At 36.6% G+C, this 21,224-nt stretch carries 11 protein-coding genes and 3 tRNA genes; 6 read left to right on the forward strand and 8 right to left on the reverse strand.

What is annotated here, in order from left to right; all coding sequences use genetic code 11:
• Positions 1-382 precede the first annotated feature (382 nt).
• Both HX004_RS05065 and HX004_RS05070 read left to right on the forward strand, forming a co-directional pair.
• On the forward strand, positions 383-3,499 hold the full coding sequence (locus HX004_RS05065; protein ID WP_286441251.1) for a SusC/RagA family TonB-linked outer membrane protein: 3,117 nt from the start codon (positions 383-385) through the stop codon (positions 3,497-3,499).
• 10 nt (positions 3,500-3,509) lie between these two features.
• The gene (locus HX004_RS05070; protein WP_286441252.1) at positions 3,510-4,901 is read left to right on the forward strand and encodes a RagB/SusD family nutrient uptake outer membrane protein; all 1,392 of its coding nucleotides are present in this window, start codon (positions 3,510-3,512) and stop codon (positions 4,899-4,901) included.
• Between the two features lie 96 nt (positions 4,902-4,997).
• Here HX004_RS05070 and HX004_RS05075 read toward each other — a convergent pair whose 3' ends face one another.
• The gene (locus HX004_RS05075; RefSeq protein WP_286441253.1) at positions 4,998-9,416 is read right to left on the reverse strand and encodes an MBG domain-containing protein; all 4,419 of its coding nucleotides are present in this window, start codon (positions 9,414-9,416) and stop codon (positions 4,998-5,000) included.
• 476 nt (positions 9,417-9,892) lie between these two features.
• Here HX004_RS05075 and HX004_RS05080 point away from each other — a divergent pair.
• The 4 genes from HX004_RS05080 to HX004_RS05095 all read left to right on the forward strand — a co-directional run bounded on the left by HX004_RS05080 (position 9,893) and on the right by HX004_RS05095 (position 10,759).
• Positions 9,893-9,965 (forward strand) — tRNA-Gly (locus tag HX004_RS05080).
• A gap of 16 nt (positions 9,966-9,981) precedes the next feature.
• Positions 9,982-10,067 (forward strand) — tRNA-Leu (locus HX004_RS05085).
• A 92-nt stretch (positions 10,068-10,159) separates the two neighbouring features.
• The gene (locus HX004_RS05090; RefSeq protein WP_286441254.1) at positions 10,160-10,516 is read left to right on the forward strand and encodes a hypothetical protein; all 357 of its coding nucleotides are present in this window, start codon (positions 10,160-10,162) and stop codon (positions 10,514-10,516) included.
• Positions 10,517-10,673: 157 nt separating this feature from the next.
• Positions 10,674-10,759, forward strand: a tRNA-Leu gene (locus tag HX004_RS05095).
• A 264-nt stretch (positions 10,760-11,023) separates the two neighbouring features.
• Here the strand turns inward: HX004_RS05095 and clpX are convergent.
• The 7 genes from clpX to HX004_RS05130 form a co-directional block, all read right to left on the reverse strand.
• Positions 11,024-12,265 (reverse strand): ATP-dependent Clp protease ATP-binding subunit ClpX, encoded by a 1,242-nt coding sequence (gene clpX, locus HX004_RS05100; RefSeq protein WP_286441255.1) that lies wholly within the window; start codon positions 12,263-12,265, stop codon positions 11,024-11,026.
• 2 nt (positions 12,266-12,267) lie between these two features.
• Positions 12,268-12,927 carry an ATP-dependent Clp endopeptidase proteolytic subunit ClpP gene (clpP, locus tag HX004_RS05105; protein ID WP_286441256.1) on the reverse strand — a complete coding sequence of 220 codons (660 nt, stop codon included), beginning with the start codon at positions 12,925-12,927 and terminating at the stop codon, positions 12,268-12,270.
• Positions 12,928-13,010: 83 nt separating this feature from the next.
• Positions 13,011-14,336, reverse strand: a complete 1,326-nt coding sequence (gene tig / locus HX004_RS05110; protein ID WP_286441257.1) for a trigger factor — start codon at positions 14,334-14,336, stop codon at positions 13,011-13,013.
• 98 nt (positions 14,337-14,434) lie between these two features.
• Positions 14,435-14,791, reverse strand: a complete 357-nt coding sequence (locus tag HX004_RS05115; protein ID WP_286441258.1) for a phage holin family protein — start codon at positions 14,789-14,791, stop codon at positions 14,435-14,437.
• Between the two features lie 11 nt (positions 14,792-14,802).
• Entirely contained in the window at positions 14,803-16,422 is a 1,620-nt protein-coding gene (locus HX004_RS05120; protein ID WP_286441259.1) for an SGNH/GDSL hydrolase family protein, read from the reverse strand.
• Positions 16,423-16,440: 18 nt separating this feature from the next.
• Positions 16,441-17,691 (reverse strand): OmpP1/FadL family transporter, encoded by a 1,251-nt coding sequence (locus HX004_RS05125; protein WP_286441260.1) that lies wholly within the window; start codon positions 17,689-17,691, stop codon positions 16,441-16,443.
• 312 nt (positions 17,692-18,003) lie between these two features.
• Positions 18,004-20,946 (reverse strand): T9SS type B sorting domain-containing protein, encoded by a 2,943-nt coding sequence (locus tag HX004_RS05130; protein WP_286441261.1) that lies wholly within the window; start codon positions 20,944-20,946, stop codon positions 18,004-18,006.
• Between the last annotated feature and the right edge of the window lie 278 nt (positions 20,947-21,224).

A 21,224-nucleotide genomic window follows, 5' to 3' on the forward strand; every position in this document is an offset into this window, starting at 1 on the left:
AAATCACATTTATCCACAAAGAGCTTTTATTCTTTAAAAACATAAAAATAAAGTTATTTTATCCTTATTTAATTCTTTATTGCAGATAAAAAATCCTTAACATACCTTTGCACTGTTGTTCCTGATCTAAATTAAATAACATGGAGAAAATAATAAACCCTTTTTCAAAGCTAATTAACATGCAACTTCTACTGTCTTATTTTTCGATGAATATGACAAGCATGTGTATGCCTTAACGAAAACAAAGCTTTATTATTTTTTTGTTCTTCAAAACAGAAAAGGAGGCTTTGGTAGAGCCTCCTTTTTTTATATCGTTTTTTAAGCAGCAAAAAACGATAGTCAATTCTGTATGCTGCTAAAAATAATCAAATTTTTAGTAAAAATGAAACGTATTCAACTTCGGCTACTACTAAGTAGCCTGCTATTGCTATGCAATATAGCCTTAGCCCAACAATTAACTATTACAGGTGTAGTTCGTGAACACAATGGAGATGTACTTCCAGGTGTATCCGTTACGATAGCCAACACAACACAAGGAGTACAAACTGACTTAAATGGGAAATATAGCTTAATGTTCCAGGAAGGAGATAAACTTCACTTTGATTATATTGGATTTCAATCCCAAATCATTCAAGTAAATAAACAAACGGTTCTTGATGTTACCCTACTTGAAGATGCGGTTGATTTAGATGACATTGTCATTGTTGCTTATGGTACACAAAAACAAAAAGCAGTTGTAGGAGCCATTAGTCAGATTAAAAGTGATGTATTAGACAAACAAGTGGCTACTTCAGTAGTAACAGCGCTTCAAGGAACTGTAGCTGGAGTTAATATCATCAACTCGAGTTCACAACCAGGGGAAAGTCCGACAATTCGCGTAAGAGGAATCGGTTCGATTAACGCTTCAGCCGATCCGCTCATTATCTTAGATGGGGCTCCTTATTCAGGAAACCTCAACTCAATCAGTGCAGATCAGATTGAAACGATCAATATACTCAAAGACGCCTCCTCTACTGCTCTATATGGTTCTAGGGGAGCTAATGGTGTTATTTTGATTAAAACAAAAATGGGCAAGCGCAATAGCGAACCAGAAGTTCAAGTTAAATTGAGTTCTGGCGTTGCCTTTGATGCGGTACAAACACATAAGGTTTTGGACACTCAAGGATATACTTCTTATTTATGGGAAGGTCGAAAAAACAATTACCATTACGTTTTAGGACAAGACGAAACGACAGCACGCAAAAATGCGTCAGATGGATTGGTGAGTTACTTTGGTTATAATCCTTTTGGAACCAACCAACCCGTAGATTACAACGGCAATTGGACGGTCAAAGATCCTTTATTATGGGAAACGGATTGGAAAAAAGAACTACAACGCAATCAAGCATTCCGAAATGAATACAACTTCAACATTGCTGGAGGAAGTGATCGCACTACGTATTTCTTATCTGCCAACTACCTCAACCAAGACGGGATGATTAAAACGTCCAATTTTGAGCGTACTACGGTTCGTTTAAATATAGAAAGTAAGGTTGCTCCTTGGTTACAAGTGGGAGCCAATACAGCCTATGCTAGCTCCAATCAAAATTACCCGACGCAAAGTGGCACCAACTTATACAGTCCGATGAATTGGATTTACGCAATGCCTAGTGTGTTTCCTGTTTATAAAAGAGATGCAAAAGGCCAATTGGTATACGATGCTGCAGGAGATCGCATTTACGATTATGGAAATGCATCCAGCAAAGACATCAACAGTGTACGTCCTATTATGAGTGGAGAAAATGCCGTGGGAATACTTTATAACAATAGTACAATAAACCGACGTTCGTCTTTGAGTTGGAATGGTTTCGCAAAAGTAGATCTAACTGAAGGTCTATATTTCAAATCCAACTTGTCCTATGAAAAATACGATTTCAACGTCAAAGAATACAACAATGCTCAATATGGACAAGCCTCAAGTGTGCAAGGACGTGTACAAAAATCCAAAGACACTTCAGAAACGATTAATTTCATCAATGCATTACACTATGACAAAGTATTCGGAGACCACCATCTAGCGGTGGATGGAATTGTAGAAGCTTACCGCTTTAAACAAGACTTATTCCATGCCTCCTCTACCGGCTATCTACCAGGCAACTCAGAAATTGGTAGTGGTACCGCTCTAGAAAGCATTGAAGGATATGAAGTAGAAGATCGTTTGACGAGTTATTTAGGAAGAGTAAGTTACGATTACAACAACAAATATTTTATAGAAGGTTCATTTAGACGAGATTCTAGTACGCGTTTTGATCAATCGGTACGCGCTGGAAACTTTTATTCGATTGGAGGGTCGTGGATTGTTTCTTCTGAAGATTTCTTATCGACAAATTCTTATATTGATTTATTAAAACTAAGAGTTTCTTATGGAGAGTTGGGAAACAACAATCTAAAAGACAAGTATTTTCCTTATCTAAGATTATTTGAAACGGGCTACAATCAATTAGATCGTCCTGGAGTTATTTTAGGCGACTTAACAGATCCTTATCTGACTTGGGAGAAAACGGCATCGTTTAACGTTGGACTTGACTTTAGTTTGTTTAATAATCGCTTAGAAGGGTCGGTAGATTACTACAAAAAGCGTTCCATTGACTTGTTGTTTGCCATTCCGCAAGCACCATCAACGGGTAATCTAGAACTACTATCTAACGCGGGAACCATCGAGAACTACGGCTTAGAAGTCAGTTTAACCACTCATCTTCTTCGCACACAAGATTGGAAATGGGATACCTCATTCCATTTTTCTATTGATCGAAACAAAATCAAATCCTTGACTCAAGATAGTTTCATCAGTGGATTAAATCGTTGGGAAGAAGGGCATTCCCTTTATGATTTTTACCTTAGAGAATGGGCAGGAGTAGATCCGAATGACGGTTACGGGATGTGGTATAAAGATGTAGTAGATACAAAAGGACAAGTCATAGGCAAAAAAACAACCAAAGATTATGATGAAGCAACGCGTTATTACAAACACAGCGCCTTACCGAAGATCGTAGGGGGATTCAACACAAGCTTATCCTATAAAAATTTCGACTTCAGCGCCTTTTTTAATTTCAGTTTAGGAGGGTATCTCTACGACAATGATTATGCGAGTTTAATGGGTGGAATTTCCAAAGGATATCAAAGTTCACCTGATTTAGAAAATCGCTGGCAAAAGCCAGGGGATATAACAGACACCCCCCTTATCCTGAATGCTTCAAATAATTTCGCCGCAACCTCCACGCGATTTTTATACAAAAATGATTATCTCCGATTGAAAGCGTTGACTTTAGGGTATTCACTTCCTGTAGAACGATTGAGTAAAATCAAGCTCAAACAAGCCAGAGTATATATCCAAGGAGAGAATTTATTGACCTTCCAATCCCATAAAGGAATCGACCCCGAACAAGCCATTAATGGTGTGACTAATTATCGTGTTCCCTTGTCGGCTACTATTTCTGTGGGATTAAATATTAATTTTTAAACGTATACATATGATACAATTTCTTATAAAAGGTGCTCTACTAGCTGTAATTGTCAGCACCCTCTTCAGTTGTTCGTCTGATTTTTTAGATGAACCTCAACCCAAAGACAGCATTGCTCCCGAAATTGTTTTCGGAAGCAACGAAGGAGCGACTTCCTTTTTATCAGGCATCTTAAGATTACAAAGAATGTCTATGATTAACGATGAAGCTTCAGGTCTTCATAGCATCTTATTTGCGCGAAGCGTAAAAGGATCCGATTTGATTCAAAAACAGATTTGGTTTGGTGATGATTACGATCATCAAGTCTATGTTAGCACAGGTACACGTTCGGTATTTTCTTGGCGATTGCCATATAAAATCATTGATCAGGTTAACAACCTAATTCAAGGGGTAGAAGCAAGTACCAAAATTAGTCCTGCAGATAAAGATGTATTGATTGGACAGGCTTTAGCCCTTAGAGGATACTATTATTTTCAATTGGCTATTGAATTTGGAGATGCCTATTTATCTCCACAGCACCATGCCTTTCCTCCTATTTACACCAAACCGTCTTCTACTCCTGCTCCATTTGCCACGAAAGATGAGTTTTTCAATAGAATTACGGAAGATTTAGAAGAAGCAGTGTCTCGTTTAAATGAAAATAGAGAAAACAAATCCTATATCAATAAAGCAGTAGCCCAAGCATTTTTAGCCCAAGTATATCAATATATGGGTAAATGGGAATTGGCTCAACAACATGCGGTAGCAGCTTATGGAGGACAACCTGCAACTGTATTAAGAGCAGAGGAATACAACAAAGGCTTTGCCTCTATCTTGGCTACCGAATGGTTATGGGCTTTGCCTCAAAGTGCAGATCAAACCGTTTATTATCGCTCTCATCCACATGCCATGATGGATCACGTGGCTGTAGCTTACCATGGAACTTTCATCAATGATGCCTTTGTTCAGCAATTCAGCCCTACCGATGTCCGCAACTTATTTAGCAATTTTTACGAAAAACCAACAGGAGATTGGCAAGAATATGTGACTTCTAAATTCACCTTTACCTTTGAATCGGATATTCCCATTATTCGATACCCTGAATTGATTTTAATCGAAGCAGAAGCTGCTTATCACTTAGGAGATGAAACCCATGCGCGAACATTACTCGATGCCATTCGTCAAAATAGAGATACAGCGGCTCAGGCAACCACAACCAATGGCACTGATTTACTAGAAGCTATTTTACTTGAACGACGAAAAGAATTATACGGTGAATGCGGCGTAGAATGGTTTGATGCAAAACGACTACTGAGAGGAATTAATCGAGTGGGGAATCACCGTACAAGATTATCTATTGCGCCTTTAGACAAGCGTTTTCAATTACCAATTCCACAAGAAGAATTAGACGCACGTAATTGATTTATTTTACCAAATATAAAAAAAGCCCTAAGTAAAACTTAGGGCTTTTTCAATAAGAAAACGTAAATAAGTCCTTCACATAGGACAATCTATTTTTTATTCTTTCACAATGAATTGTACACTTTGCTGTGTATCATTTCCTTTAAGAACTAGGATATAAGAACCTGCAGCCACTGTTGAAAGTATTTCAATCTGTTTATCTGTGGTACCTTCCACAAATGATCCTTGTTGAATTGTTTGTCCTATTACATTGTAAATGACATAACTTACTGCTTGTTGTTTATTGTCATTTAAACGAAGATGTAAAACTTGATTCTTCTGCACTGGATTTGGATATACTCCCCAATCAGCAGTTGCCTTATTTTCAATATAAATTGGACAACTCACCACTTTTTTACCATTATGCAAGGTCAATACAACGTGATATTCCGCTCCTACTTCTAATACATCTCCAACGTTATTTCCTGCAGAATACGCTTGTTGATCACCGATTGACACACCATTCTTAAACCATTCATACCCTTTAAATACATATCCTCCATTGGTTTGTTTGTTGTTATTTACCAATAAGACATTGTTGTACTTCTGATATACGATACGATCAGTTGCTATGCGTTTTTCGATGTATATCTTATATGTTTCCTGTTCTGTACCACGAGGCGAAGTAACGGTAATCACCTGTTCGTATAAACCATATTCTTTGGTTGACACTGTAATATAATTAGAAGGTGAAACAACTACCCCATCCGCTACTTGAACTTCAATGACAACCTGATCTTGTGCATGATCACAACCAATTACCACATATACTTCTTTTTCTGGTTTTCCATAAGAAATTCCATCGATTATTAAGTTATCAATTCCGACAGCTCTACTGGTTACTTCAATAGTTCTCGTCACAGGCACAGCTGGACTATAATTTTCATTTCCTGCTTGATACGCTGTAATCGAAACAAATCCTGGTCGTAAAAACTGAACCAATCCACCTTCGCTAACTGTTGCGATTGTCTGATCTATTGCATCATTAATGCGATACGAAACAGGTAATCCCGAGCTAGCAGATGCAGTTAATTGCAAGGTTGGTGTATCTTCAATCACTACCGTTGTTACAGTTTCAAAATCAATTTCTTGATTTGCTTTTTCAATTCTCAATGTCCCATTCAATGTAATCACTTCAAATGCAGGTCCATAATCCACAGTTGCTTTTACTGCATATATTCCAACTTCGGTTTTATTGTTATTGGTATAGGTGATTACAGCTTCTGGTCTAATATTTCCCTCTACTTGTAGAGCTTTTACTTGACCATCATAAATGTAAATTCGATCTGGTAAGGACAATCCGCTAATTGGACTTTGTTTGATTTCAAAATCAGCACTTGTAAAAGAAACTAACTCATAGTTTGCTCTTACCGTCAAAGTTCCTTGATTAATTGCATAAAGTCCAATTTCCTCTCCTGCTACACGCGCCAAACGACCAGCAGTAACTTGAATGGGTTGGTCTCCTCTTTGTAAACCTATAGCATTAAACATAAACATAGGATCTGCATCTCCATAGTTTTTAAATTGATTTTCTCTCACTATTATTTCTAAAGGAGCAGGTGTTATTTTAAGCTTTTCTAGTGTTTCTACCGTCAATGTATAATTGCCAGATAAAGCTTGTAACGTACCTAAATCATAAGTATATAAACCTACATTTTCACCAATTTGTCTACCTAATCTTCCGGATAAAGCTGTTGCAGCCGTATCATTAAATTTCAATCCCGTTACTGTAAAAGTAAAAACAGGATCTAGTTGCCCATAGACTTTTTGTTGATTTGCATCAGGTATAACCCTCAATGCTGCAGGAGTAATATTCAGTTCACTTCCATGGAAAACTAATTCATAATTTGCCCCCAATACATCTAAATTACCTTGGCTAATTGCATAGGCACCCACATTTTCTCCAGCTATACGCATCAGTGTTCCTCTTAGTACTTCAGCCTCTGTATCATTGTTTAACAATCCCGTCACTTCGTATGTTAGTATTGGGTCTACCTCACCGTATTCTTTCGTTTGCTGATGGGCTCTCACCACTAACTCCGCTTGGATAATCTGAAATTCAGCACTGATAAATGTAATATTGTAGTTTCTTCCTCCATTCAAATTACCTTGAGTAAGCGCATAGGTTCCCATTTCTTCCCCTAGTTCTCTTGCAAGATTACCCGTTAAAAGAGCTACAGTATCAGCATATTTAAATCCTGTTGCTGTGTAAGTATAAATAGGATCTTCACTTCCGTATCTTTTGCTTTGATTAGGATCTGCTGTAATCGTAAGCATTGCCTTTGTTACGGTTAAAGTAAAGGTTACCTCTTCTGCGGGTAAATATACATTATTACCTGCTTGACTAGCTGTCACCGTAGTTGTTCCCACGCCTTTAATCGTTAGCTTCCCATTTTCAAACTTAGCAACTGTCTCATCTGCAACCGCATAACTCAATTCCAAATCACTATCTGATGCTCCATGTACAAAAGGTATATCTCCATATACTTTTGTTAGATCCTCTACTGTGATTGTTTGAGTTCTTAAAGGCAAAGTTTCAAAAGCCACAGGTCCAAACCATGCTCCACATGGCAATGCACGTACATATACCTCATACTGTGTATCAGCTGTTAAATTACTAAATGTGTAAGGAGAGGTAACATTCGTTTTAGTTATTCCTGCTCCTCTTGCGAAGCCTGCAAGTCCATATTCAATTTCAAATGTTGTTCCTTCCGATTCGATATGCAATACCGTTTCTTCTTCCGTCACTTCAACTTCTGCTGAAGTAACTTCATCACAAGGAACACCTCCTGAAATATCAAAATTATCAAAAGCCACATTGAAGTCTACAAATATATCTTCAACATTAGCCTTAATTCTAATTTTTAGGTATTGACCAACATAATCCTCCAAATCATACGTAAACGATTGCCAACCACTTGTTCCATCCCCATTGATAGTTTCTATTGTAGAATATGACTGTCCAAAATCAGTCGAAAACTCAACAGTAAAATGACCTAGATCTTCGTAAGCAGGAGCACCATCGCCATCAGTTAATAAATAATCCAATGAAAACGTATCTCCATATAAAATCGGTCCCACAGTAATCGTTGAGAAACCACCTGTTAACACCCCTCCAAAAAACCATTCATCATATAAAGTTGTATGAATGCTATTCCCATGATCGGTTGTTACAGGAGTAAAACTCCAAGTTGCACCAGTTAAAGGAGTCCATCCCAAAGGATAAACTTGTCCACCGCTAAAATCTTCATGCCAAGGAGAAGGTGTAGTCAACATTTCATCAAAAACCAAAGGTCCTGTCCAATCACTCTCTTCTTCTATATCAGCACAAATTCGACGTACATAAAACTCGTAAGCCTGCGAATTAGTTAAATTTGTAAAGGTATAAGATGTTGATGTTATATTTTGGATGATAGTACCCGCTGCACTACCTTGTACAAAGCCAACAGGTCCATATTCAATTTCAAATTGATCTCCACTACTCGTCCAATTCAACTTAAATCCTGTATTGGTAATATTTGTTTTAGTCAATCGCGTTGGAGGTCCACAAGTAGGGCATGGCCCAATGAGAAACGTTTCTGAAACAAGCTCTTCACAAGCAGAAACGGTACCCGAAATATCTACCGCTCCACCAACAGTCACGAGATAATTTACTTCATTATCACAACTTTCATAGATTAAATCATTCACCGTAATTTGAAGAGAATAAGGAGGATTTGAACCAGTATAAGACTGAGTAATCGTAAAGTTTTCGTACGTCCAAGAGGAATAAGGACCTCCACTAAGCACAGCACGTCCACCTCCATCTAACAATTTCCATGTGGTTACATCACCAAATTCAGGAAAAACAAGCTTCACTTCAATTTCACAACTTTCGCCTGGTTGAGGGGCTTCATTATCCGAGTCAACATTTAAAGTAAAATCAATCGCCTGACCAAAGGAGTCATCATATTCTTCCCAAAAATCATCATACCCACTAATCCAACATGGATCAGGATTCACCTCAAATCCCTCATATATCCAGGTTTTCGAAATTCTGATACGAGTTTCTCCAGCTACAGCCGTTGTGGGTACAGCAATACTCAACGAAACACTTTGTCCATCATCGCCATCCGAATCTTCAAGCCTTCCGATATAATAAATTTCATTCGCATCATCTAAAAAGCCATTGTGATTCCAATCAATAAACGCATAAAAATCATTTTCATCTCCATACGTATTTCCCTGAACCGTAATGGTATAAGATTGTCCTGCAACAACCTCAGCAATCTCTGTTGTATAATCGAGTAAAAAGCTAGAATCATCCGTATTTTCGATTTCTACACCTGCAAATTCGATTTTTGTGATCTCTTCCACACTATAGCCATCCACATCACAATAAGGAGCTGGAAATTGCGCAAAGGCAAATGGGCTAATAAAAAAAATCAAAAATAAGAGCAGACAATGGGGCCACCGACTACTTTTTTGTGTCTTCATTGATAAAACATCTAGGTAAGTAATGTTATTCATAATTGATCATTTGGTTATACATTCAGTACTAGCACAACATCGTCACGTGAACCGCTATCAATTTAGTTAATTAATTAACAACAAAGTTTACATAAGTTTTGAGCATAATAGAATTACAAGCAACAATATATAAAAATAACCGCTATTATTTTTGATTTTTACAAAAAATAATACATATCCAACACAAAAACAAACCGAATCAAATGTTAACAAACCAAAAACATTAAGATTTACTCCTTACAACTAATTGAATTTTTTAAAAAAAATAAGTGTTAGCATGAAAAGAAAGGGGAAACATAGAAGAAAAAAAGAACAACACAACCCTTTCATTATCAATCAGAAGCAATAAAGCATGAATTTTATCCTCAAAAAAGCTTGCAAAACAATAAATTCTATTTTATATTTGCACTCGCAATACAGAAGTACTGCACGATCTTAAAAATGCGAAAATAGCTCAGTTGGTAGAGCGCAACCTTGCCAAGGTTGAGGTCGCGGGTTCGAACCCCGTTTTTCGCTCTAGTAATTTAATTACGCTCGAGTGGTGGAAGTGGTAGACACGCTGGACTTAAAATCCAGTGAACAGTAATGTTCGTGCGGGTTCAAGTCCCGCCTCGAGTACAAAAGTCTCAAGTTAACGCTTGAGACTTTTTTTTTGGATACATGCGAATTAGTATTCGCGTCAACAATCTTGAATTTAGTACATTTTTATTATGAGCGCAATCGTTATTAGCCAGAAAGAAAATGAGACGTATAAGTTCACATTTGAACATCGCAGAGGACGAACTCTACTTACAAGCCAAGAGCACACAACCAAAGAAGAAGTTTACGAAACCATCGACTATCTTAAGAACAACTTCTCTGCCGTTGAAACTATACGCTTCAAAACACCTAGTGGAAAGTTTTACTTTAAAACCGTTATCGAAGGCAATACCTTTGGTACTAGTCGCCGATTTAATACCGAATTGCGTTTTGAAAACGGCATTGAAGAGGTAATTCAAAATTTCGCATCTGCAGAAATACTAGATTTTTCCCTAGACATTTTCGGAGATTTTCCTGAAGAAGAATAAAAAATTAAAAATAATTCAAAAACAAAAACACTGAATACCAATAACTAACCCCAATCAGTAAAAAAAAGTTTTAGTTTTATTTATTTTTTTCTTGTAGCACGCATTTTTTATACTATATTTGCACTCGCAAAACAGTTCTAAATACTGATGAGCAAAGGCTCGAGTGGTGGAAGTGGTAGACACGCTGGACTTAAAATCCAGTGAACAGTAATGTTCGTGCGGGTTCAAGTCCCGCCTCGAGTACAAAAGTCCCAAGTTAACGCTTGGGACTTTTTTTTTTCCTTTTTTATTTCTTCTCTTTAAGGAATACCGAACGTAGTGAGGGATTGTTTTTCTTTGTATCTATTTATTCCGAAGGGGATATCTAATCCTTTATTTCATTTGAAATAAAATTTCATGTTATAGGGTGTATTACCATCCACCTCCTGCGTTTATCCTGAAAAAAAAACCACTCCTACAAAGGAATGGTTTCTCTTATACTTAAAATAAATTCTTCTAAAAATCAGACTAACTTGCTGCTTCTAATCGCTGCATTAAGTTTTTATTCAACGCTTGCTCTGTATAAGCGCGATCAACGATTAATTCCTTAACCTCTTCTTTACTTGGTAACTCATACATTGCATCGGTTAAAATCGCCTCGCATAGCGAACGTAATCCTCTTGCTCCAAGCTTGTATTCTAAAGCTTTATCCACAATATAATCCAAAGCTTCCTCTGTAATAGAAAAAGCAATATGATCCATGTCAAATAGCTTCTCATATTGCTTGATTAACGCATTTTTAGGCTCTGTAAGAATAGCTCTTAACGTTTCTCTATCCAACGGGTTCATATAAGTCAAAACAGGCAGACGACCGATAATTTCAGGAATTAAACCAAAGTCTTTTACATCTTTTGGAATAATATATTGCATCAAATTCGTACGATCTACTTTTTCTCCTTCTTTGATTGATCCATACCCTACAGATTGGAAATTCAAACGCTTCGAAATAATACGTTCGATTCCATCAAATGCACCTCCCGCAATAAAGAGAATATTTTTGGTATTCACCTCAATAAACTTTTGATCCGGATGTTTTCTACCTCCTTTAGGCGGAACATTTACAATACTTCCTTCTAAAAGCTTCAACAAGGCTTGTTGCACTCCCTCACCCGATACGTCACGTGTAATCGAAGGATTATCGCTCTTACGGGCAATCTTGTCAATCTCATCGATAAAGATGATGCCACGTTCTGCTTTTTCTACATCATAATCCGCCGCTTGTAACAATTTCGTCAAAATACCTTCTACATCTTCTCCTACATACCCTGCTTCCGTCAATACTGTTGCATCTACAATAGCCAAAGGCACATTCAACATTTTCGCAATTGTCTTCGCTACTAATGTTTTCCCAGTTCCTGTTTGCCCCACCATTAAGATATTGCTCTTTTCGATTTCAATATCTTCATCCTCTCCATTCATCTCTTGCAACAAGCGTTTGTAGTGGTTATAAACCGCAACCGCCATTACTTTTTTGGTTTGATCTTGTCCAATTACATATTCGTCTAAAAAAGCGCGGATTTCCATTGGCTTTTTCAACAACAATTCATTGGATAGACCTTCTAAGTGTTTCGCATCTTCTTCTTCCAGGACAATTCCATAAGCTTGATCCACACATCGGTCACAAATATGCGCATCAATACCTGCAATAAGAATATTTGTTTCCGATTTTGGGCGTCCACAAAAGGAACATCTCATTTCTTCTTTCGCCATATTTACTCTCTAATTAAGACCTCATCAATCATACCATAGGCTTTTGCTTCTTCAGCAATCATCCAATAATCTCTATCACTATCATGATGCACTTTTTCCATCGACTGTCCAGAGTGTTTTGCAATGATTTGGTATAATTCGTCTTTTAATTTCATTATTTCTCTTGCTGTAATTTCAATATCAGATGCCTGACCTTGAGCCCCTCCTAACGGTTGGTGAATCATCACACGCGAATGTGGTAAAGCCGAGCGCTTTCCATCCGCTCCCGCACATAATAAAACTGCCCCCATTGAAGCTGCCATTCCCGTACAAATTGTAGCTACATCCGGCTTAATAAACTGCATTGTGTCGTAAATCCCCAATCCAGCATATACACCTCCCCCAGGAGAGTTTACGTAAATGCTAATATCTTTCTCATTGTCTACACTAGATAAGAACAATAACTGTGCTTGGATAATGTTTGCCACATAATCGTCAATTGCCGTTCCTAAAAAGATAATGCGATCCATCATTAAACGAGAAAAAACATCCATTGAAGCGACATTCATCTGACGTTCTTCAATGATGTAAGGAGTCATACTGCTTACGATTTTATCGTAATACATGCTATTTATACCGTGATGTTTGGTTGCGTATTTTTGAAATTCTTTTCCGTAGTCCATAAATTATTTCTTTTTATGATTAAAAAAATGAGCGTCTATTCATTCAAATAGACGCTCAAATATACTTATTTTTCAGGAAAGAATTATTCTCCGTACATTTCCTTAACGAAATCTTTGTAAGAAACTTCTTTCACTGTAGCTTTTACTTTATCTGTAAATAAAGCTAACATTTTTTCGTTCATTGCTTGTTCAGAGATACGTCTTACCTCATCTTGGTTAGACATTACTCTAGCAACGATATCTTCAACTGTTTTATCATCTGGTTCAGTTTGACCAAATTGAGCCAATTGTTCTTTGATTAACTTTGTAGTGTACGCTTTGATGTCTTCGAAAGTTAATTGTAACTCATATTGAGTCATTACTTTACCTTCGATTAATTGGTAACGTAATCCTTTTTCTGATTTTTCATACTCATCAGCTGCTTGTTCAGCAGTCATTGGAGTTTCACCAGCAGTCATTAACCATTTTTTCAAGAATGTTGCAGGCAATTCAAAAGAAGTTGTTTCCAATAATGATTCAAAAACGTCGTTTAAGAATTTTTGATCTGCTTGAGAAGCGAATTGTTTTTCAGCATCTTCTTTGATTTTTTCTTTCAATTGCTCTACTGAAGTAACAACATCTTGTCCGAACAATTTATCAAAAAGCTCTTGGTTTAATTCCGCTTTTTCAGACTCGTTGATTTCGTTAATTGTGAAAACAACATCAACTTCTAATCCGTGAACTTTATCGTGATCAATTCCTAAAACATCCATTAATTTGTGATCATCTTCGAATAACCCTTTTGTGTTAACCGTAACTTGATCCCCTACTTTTTTGTTTAAGAATTTCTTTTGGTTTGTTTTAGTTCTGAAATCAGCAACAGCGATTGTTACGTCTTTGTTGATTCCTTCTTCTTCGTTTGTAAAAGTACCTACTAATTCAGAAGTTTCTTCAACAACCTCTTTCGATACTAATTTTCCATATTGTTTTTGGATATATTCAACTTGTTCATCTAACATCGCCTCATCAGCAACGATATTAAATTTAGTAACCTTTGTTTTTCCTTCTAAATCTACAGCAAACTCCGGAGCTAATCCTAATTCGAAATCAAATGTTAATACATCAGCATCCCAGTCAAAGTTCTCACTCATTACTGGAAGAGGATTTCCTAAAATATCTAATTTTTCATCTACAAGATAATTATTCAATTTCTCTTGCAACATTTTGTTTACTTCTTCGAACAACACAGATTTTCCGTATTGTTTTTGAATCAAACTCATCGGTACAGCACCTTTTCTAAATCCAGGAACGTTAGCGTTCTTTTTATAGTTAGATAACACAGTATCTACATTACCTTGGTAATCTTCTTTTGCAAGTTCAATAGTAACAATTGCATTAAGAGCATCTACATTATTTCTTGTAATATTCATTTTTTGATGTATTTACATATAAAATTGGGTTGCAAAAATAAATTATTTTTACAACCCGTCCAACTTTTTAAGTGTTTGTCTTTCAACTATTAAATTTTTTATCCCTTTCTTGGTTCACCATTTTGCAGAATGCCATTTGTGATTGACTGACAAAAAGCCAGAATTAAGCTGAATAACAATGCATACCAAAATCCATTAACTTGAAATCCGTCAACAAAATAAGCGCTCAACATGATGATTATGGCGTTAATAACAAACAGAAATAATCCCATGGTTACAATTGTAGCGGGCAGCGTCATAAATACAAGCACAGGTCTTAAGAACATATTCAACAATCCCATCACCACAGCAACCCATAAGGCGGAAGTCCACCCAGTAACGTGTACGCCAGGCAAGAGCCAACAAAGAAAAACAACTAATGCTGTTGTAACTAATAATCGAACTATAAAACTCATTTATTTCATTTTTAATTTTGTAAAACTAGGGTTGGTCCTGGATAAACTGCAGGATTTACTAGAGGAATATTTGCTTTATAATGCTTGTTAATCACGCGTAGAATTTCCGCTGCGATAAATGCATATCCTCTAGGGTTCAAATGTACGCCATCCAATGAGAACATAACTGTATTTAAATTCCCCATTCCTTTAAAGTAATCAGCCGTATAAATTTGACCATCTTCCACTTTCAAACCACTTACGGCTTTGCGCAATAAATCATTCATATCAGCTACTGCTAAACCTTTTTCATTAGCCACATTTTTGATAATGGAGTTAAATGCATTTGTAGCTGCCTGAACTTTTTGTTGCTCTACTTCATTCAACACAAATTTATCGTCAATAGGAAAAGTAATTCCCTTTTTCAACATCGCATCCATTGTTGGGTTCCCTGTATTAAAAGAAGCACCGATTTGAGCTCTACTCGTCAACAGCATTAAATCTTTAGCAGTTGCATGTCTAGCTTGTCCAAAACTTTTAGCGATAAAAGCAATTTCTGGATCAGTAATAGGAAATGGAAATTTACCAGAAGCCACTAAGGCCTTTATTGTTCCTGCAATTTGAGCTTCTAAATTATCTAACGTTTTATCCTGAATCAACAGTGGATTAGCTTTGTCTTTATCCAACAACTGCAAGCGATCTCCTTGTCCAAATTGCTCCAAAATTCCCTTAAACATTCCCACTAACATATTCAACTGTCCAAACACTTCATCAGGATTTTGTCCTGGTTGTACAACAGCAGCAGCTGTTATTGGATTATATGGAACCGTAGTAAAATAAGGGATCGTCGTTACATCAGGCACCGTCGCTACAACTCCTTTTGCTCCCCCACTTGTTAGGGTATTCACAATTCCTTCATAGGCCATTTTAAATACACCAATATGAGTAATATCATTTCCTCCATATTGAGTTAAATCTGTACCATTTGCTTGTTCATTTTGATCGACACCTTCTCCTCCAGAAGTTGCATAAGCCAAAACGTCATTTGCTCCAATCCAGTTAGTAAAGAACGTTGGTTTTAAGGTCATAACATCTGCCATAACCGTTGTTTCATCTGAAGTAGCTGTACGCACAAAATAAGGATTTGCTTTTCCCACCAACAAATTACTCATACTCCCATATCCAGGCGCAATCAAATGGAAGGTTTTTGCTCCAGGTACACCTGCATTGTGATATGCTTTTTGCGATCTTTTATTCACGTCTAACGTGATCGTTCCCTTTTTGTTTTCCGGACTACTCGTTGACATATTCATGACTAGTTTGGTATCAAAACCAGGTAATGGATTACCTGCCATCAGCATACCGCCAACATCATTGGTATCATCATCTAAAGGCGGTTGAGTAAATTCTCCTCCTCCGACAATTTTAAATTGTTGTGCTAAGATATTCGGGAAAGAATTCTTTTGTCCAGAACGATACAAAGTACCATCCATATAACCTGCTGTCAACGAATTTCCAATTGCTACATAAGAAGAAAAATCAGCCTCTCCTGGATAGTAGGTACCTGAATCAATTTCATCTTTAATAGAAGGCTCACATCCCGCAGCTAAAAAAGCTAAAAGTGGTGCTATATATAAATATTTTCTTTTCATTTTAAATCGTTTTAATCATTAAAAACTATACGTAATTCCTAAACCACCACTTGTAACAGCAGATTTATACGTTCCTCCAAAAGAGACATTTTGTCCATCTTCTTGAAAATAGTCGTATGAACTATTGGTATCGCTAAAGTGCAAGTAAGAGAACACTAGATCCACTCCGATTCCATTTTTAAATTTATATGTCAAACCTCCTGTATAAGCACGAGAATCATTTCTAGGTGTTTCTGGAGCGAAGTATCCTTTTTGCACCGGACTCTCATCATAATACCAACCAGCTCTTAATGTCAATTGTTCGTTTACACTATATTGAGCTCCTACTCGATACGTACTTGAATCTTTGTAATTTCTAGGATTTACCGATGTTGGTACTGCACTATCAACGAAGTCAATGACTAAAGCATCGTAAACTTTCCAGAACGTTCTATTATAATCAAAAGCAAATACCCATTTATCCCAAGTATAAGAAGCTCCTACCGTTAACTCAGCTGGCAACGGCATTTCTGCTTTGATTTTACCATCCTTAAATAGGTCTTTTCCAAATCCTGGTACGTTAGAGAACTTAGCTGTTCCACTATTTTCTTTCATAATAATTTTAGAACGGTAGTTCATCCCTAAGCGCAAATGATCATCGACACTCACTAAATAACCAGCGGTCCATCCCCAAGCAGTTACATTTTTTGCTTCAATATCTACACTTGTTCTTTTCCCTTGCTCATCCGTCATACTTCGGCTTACATTTCGGTCAAAAGTAACTCCTCCATTAACGAAAATAGGTCCCCCTCCAAAACTGAAGTGCTTACTTACTTTGAAAGCTACTGTTGGTTGAAAATAGAACGCTTTTAAATCAATGTTATTTACTAAATGGGATCCTTGCCAATCTCTGTCCCAATCCACCGCACTTCCATATGGTGTATAAACCGCTAGACCGACAGTCATCCAATCCGTTGCTTTATAAGTACCATACAGATAAAAAGGTGTTCCCGGGTTTCGGGTTTCATTTTCCCATCCATAGGTCTTATTTTGGAATTTGGTATCAGCGACCAGATAATTCATTCCAGCAGAAAAATTAAATCTATCCTCTAGATAAACTGATGCACCTGGGTTGAAAAATAGTGATTCAGCACCACTACTAATAACAGCCACACCTGCATGTCCCATCGCAAGCTGTCTATTTCCTTGCATACTAACGCGATAACCTCCTGCATACATAGAGGCTGTTATTAGCGATAGAAGGGATAATGATAATACCTTTTTTATCATAATTAACACTTATTTTTATTTCACTTATAGTAAATATAAAAAGATATCCTAATTTGACAAATTTTTAATACCCACTTTAACATTTAAAAAGAAAGAATAGAAAGAAAACTACTGTTTTTAAAAAATATTCAAACACCAAATGCGCTTTTTTTATCACATCTTTATTTTATTTCTTAATTCACAACTACAATCACACCTCTTCCTCATCTTCCTTTAACAAGAGGTATATTTCTGAACTAAAAACAAAAAAGCTGTCCTAACAAGTTAAGACAGCTTTTCAAAATATAAACTAAAAAACGTAAGAATTCTCTTTTAATACTGAAGAAAGATCCATCCTGTATAGGTATCTGTCAAGATATTCTGCATCACATAGAAATAAGTTCCAACTGGCAACAATTTATTTCCTGAATTAGACTGTCCATACCATTCTTTTTCATACTTACCTGCATTGTATACCATCACGCCTAATCTATTGTAAATCTTTAAACTGACTACATCGTAATTACTCAAATCTAAATAATCATTCTTTCCATCTCCATTGGGTGAAATTCCCTTGGGAATGAACACCTTTTGGTAGTTAACATCCATACAAGTCTCACAAGCTTCTATTGGATCTTCATTATCTTGGGCTTCAACCGTAACAACATTAATAAAGGCATTGGTGTGTGTTTTTGGTATCGTCAAGGTCACTTGATAAGTCACTTGTTCTCCAACATCTAACAACGAAATAATTTCGATTAAATTCCCAATTCCAGACGTTCCCAAAGAACTAGACCACTCCATTTGTTTAACTCCTTCTGGCATCATATCTGTTACTTCTACGTTTACCGCAGATCCAGGTCCCTTATTTTCAACCACAATCGTATAGGTTGTTTGTTGACCTGGAACATAATATTGCAATCCGTCCGTTTTTACTGCGTGTAAATCTGCCTGATACAAGATGGAAGCAATGGTAGGGTCATTTCGCTGTGCTGTAGTAGGATCATCTGACAATTGTGTCATCGTACCGCCATGAGTAATAGCCGTTAAAGACGCTTGATTAATTACCTGTTTGGCTCTAAAGTCTTCTTCCGTAATGGTGTGATATGCTTTGACTGTCACGGCCTCTTTTGGTTCTAATTTAGCAATTGAAGAAGGGCTTAAAGATCCTGCATCTGCGTTTTCATCTGTTAACACAATATCTTTAATTGCAATTTCACCTATATTTTTGACGATAATTTCGTATTCAATACGATCTCCAATTCGTATATACTCCTTGTCTACTACTTTTTTTGTAAACTCTAATTTACCCAAAGCAACAATAGCTTCAGCTGTATTATTATCTAAATTCGTATCGATATTATCCCCTGCTACCGTAGCTACATTCTTGTATTCTCCCTCTCCTTTTATTTTGACTTTAATTTCAATACTAGCCTCTTCCTGTGGAGCCAATTCTCCTACAGTCCATTCTCCTGTAGTTGCATCATAACTTCCTTTATTGGTTGTATAACTGATAAATTCATATCCCGAAGGCAATATATCCGTTACTACTACATTAGGATCCGCAAAAATTTCATCCAAGTTTTTCACTGTAATACTAAAAACAGCAATCTCTTCTACTTGTGATTTTACTTTTTTTGTAATGGACAAATCTGTACAAGGTTTAACTAATACCTCTAATGGCAAGGACATATTACTCCAACCACATTCTTTCTTAATTTTCACGGAATACATTCCACTTTCTGTTACATCAATGAAATTTTCCGTTGTAATCTCCAACGATTCTCCATTCAGGAACCACTCGTATTCTAATGAATCTTCTTCAGATTCAATTCGCACGGTACAATTGTCATTTTGTTTCAAATTAATAGGAGCCTTTGCGGCCTCTCCAAAAGAGGAGAAAAATGCTGACATAGAGAATCCATCTCCTTGTTGTACCAAACTAGCAGTTAACGGTAAATCTGATCGCAATACAATATTTTCTGGATTCCCGATAGAAGTATGATTAAACACAATCATGTATAATCCACTCGTTCCAAGTGCTACCCTAGTTCTTCCTGTTAAGGTTTCAATATTCTGATCATTGATAAACACAATTTCTGTTGGATGCTCAATAATTGCAAAACCCATATATGGCAATCCTCCGTCATTATAGTTCACAAATTTTTTGGTTTGAATATTAATTGATCCTGCACATCCTCCAATAGGCAAAACGGTAGAAATATCCGTTTCACATTCCACCGCTGTACCGGCATATACGATTACCTCATTGTCCGATACGACTAAACTAGAGGAGTTCGGATTTCTTCCATCCCCGTGATAAAATGAATAATAATCTCCTGCATTCGCCAACACTTGCGTAACCATCGTTCCTGTTTCTACTCCTTGAGGTGTATAACTTTGAATTGTAACCGTTGTATTATCTTTTGTTGCGACAATTAAACTCTGTTCTGACCCAAGAAATTGACTTCGTTGTGTATCATTAGGGATGGTTCCTTCCCCGCGAACCACTAAATAGCGATTTCCCAACATATGCACAGGTGCTACCTGATCAAAAGTACCATCTTGTCCATTAATTCCTCCTGGTCCACACAATCTTGGAGTATCTCCCCAATTTCCAACATTAACCACTACGGATTTAGTTGCCTTTAAAACACTCCCCAAAGGAGCAGTGAATAACCTACTTTGTCCTTTCTCCAAGGCAAAAGTCGTTACTCCTGTAGTTTGTTCTACTTCTACACTTGTTTCATCTTCTGTAGCCATAACGGAATAAACAGGTGCGTTGTCATATAATCCTTGTGTACTCTGTCTATAATACCCCAAACGAAATTCTACACCTAACCCTTCTTCCCCAAAACTCACCAAAGACGCATTTCCTTTAATATTATCAACACCTAAAGAGTTCCATCCAACAGTTGCATCAGAGGCAATATTTCGCATATTAACTAGAACTGGCTCTGTTGCTTCTACTAACAAACCGCGATCGTTATAAGTCGTATTAACGACATTTCGATTTAAGGTATTGGCTGTGCCAACAAAACGATAAGAAATGGGATTATTCACTGTAACGTTCAATGTCGTTAAAACAGTACCATCACTTTTTTTCAACACAACTTCTACTGGAGTAGTTGATAAAGTTCCTATTACAATCTGATTAGCTGTACTCCAATATTGCCAAGGAGCTGGTGCTATATGATGTGTTTTATAATATTGAGCAAATACGACATTACTCAACAAAAGTAAAATACTGAGAAGTAAAAAGTTTTTTTGTTTCATAAATATGGTTTGATGTAAAGTTGGTTCTTAGTAAACCTGGGTTGGTTGGCTTCAGGTTCTCTTGATTCTAAAATAAAATCCGTCCAATTTAAGTTAAATTTAACTATACCGCAAATTCTTCAAAATAAAAAAATCACCAAAAACTATATTTTTCCCCATTTTAACACCCAAACTTTAATATTTTAAACAAAAAACAACAGTTTATTACATCAATCAAATACACCAAAATCAGCTTAATGTTGGTTGTAATCATAAAAAAAGGCTCTTGTATGCTATAC

Origin of the sequence: Myroides sp. 1354, from assembly GCF_030324495.1 — a bacterium.
Lineage (GTDB): Bacteria > Bacteroidota > Bacteroidia > Flavobacteriales > Flavobacteriaceae > Flavobacterium.

Excerpts from the sequence above, each read along its gene's own strand:
- HX004_RS05065 (WP_286441251.1), top strand. The coding sequence starts at position 383 with ATGAAACGTATTCAACTTCGGCTACTACTAAGTAGCCTGCTATTGCTA.
- HX004_RS05070 (WP_286441252.1), top strand. The coding sequence starts at position 3,510 with ATGATACAATTTCTTATAAAAGGTGCTCTACTAGCTGTAATTGTCAGC.
- HX004_RS05075 (WP_286441253.1), bottom strand. The coding sequence starts at position 9,416 with ATGAAGACACAAAAAAGTAGTCGGTGGCCCCATTGTCTGCTCTTATTT.
- HX004_RS05090 (WP_286441254.1), top strand. The coding sequence starts at position 10,160 with ATGAGCGCAATCGTTATTAGCCAGAAAGAAAATGAGACGTATAAGTTC.
- clpX (WP_286441255.1), bottom strand. The coding sequence starts at position 12,265 with ATGGCGAAAGAAGAAATGAGATGTTCCTTTTGTGGACGCCCAAAATCG.
- clpP (WP_286441256.1), bottom strand. The coding sequence starts at position 12,927 with ATGGACTACGGAAAAGAATTTCAAAAATACGCAACCAAACATCACGGT.
- tig (WP_286441257.1), bottom strand. The coding sequence starts at position 14,336 with ATGAATATTACAAGAAATAATGTAGATGCTCTTAATGCAATTGTTACT.
- HX004_RS05115 (WP_286441258.1), bottom strand. The coding sequence starts at position 14,791 with ATGAGTTTTATAGTTCGATTATTAGTTACAACAGCATTAGTTGTTTTT.
- HX004_RS05120 (WP_286441259.1), bottom strand. The coding sequence starts at position 16,422 with ATGAAAAGAAAATATTTATATATAGCACCACTTTTAGCTTTTTTAGCT.
- HX004_RS05125 (WP_286441260.1), bottom strand. The coding sequence starts at position 17,691 with ATGATAAAAAAGGTATTATCATTATCCCTTCTATCGCTAATAACAGCC.
- HX004_RS05130 (WP_286441261.1), bottom strand. The coding sequence starts at position 20,946 with ATGAAACAAAAAAACTTTTTACTTCTCAGTATTTTACTTTTGTTGAGT.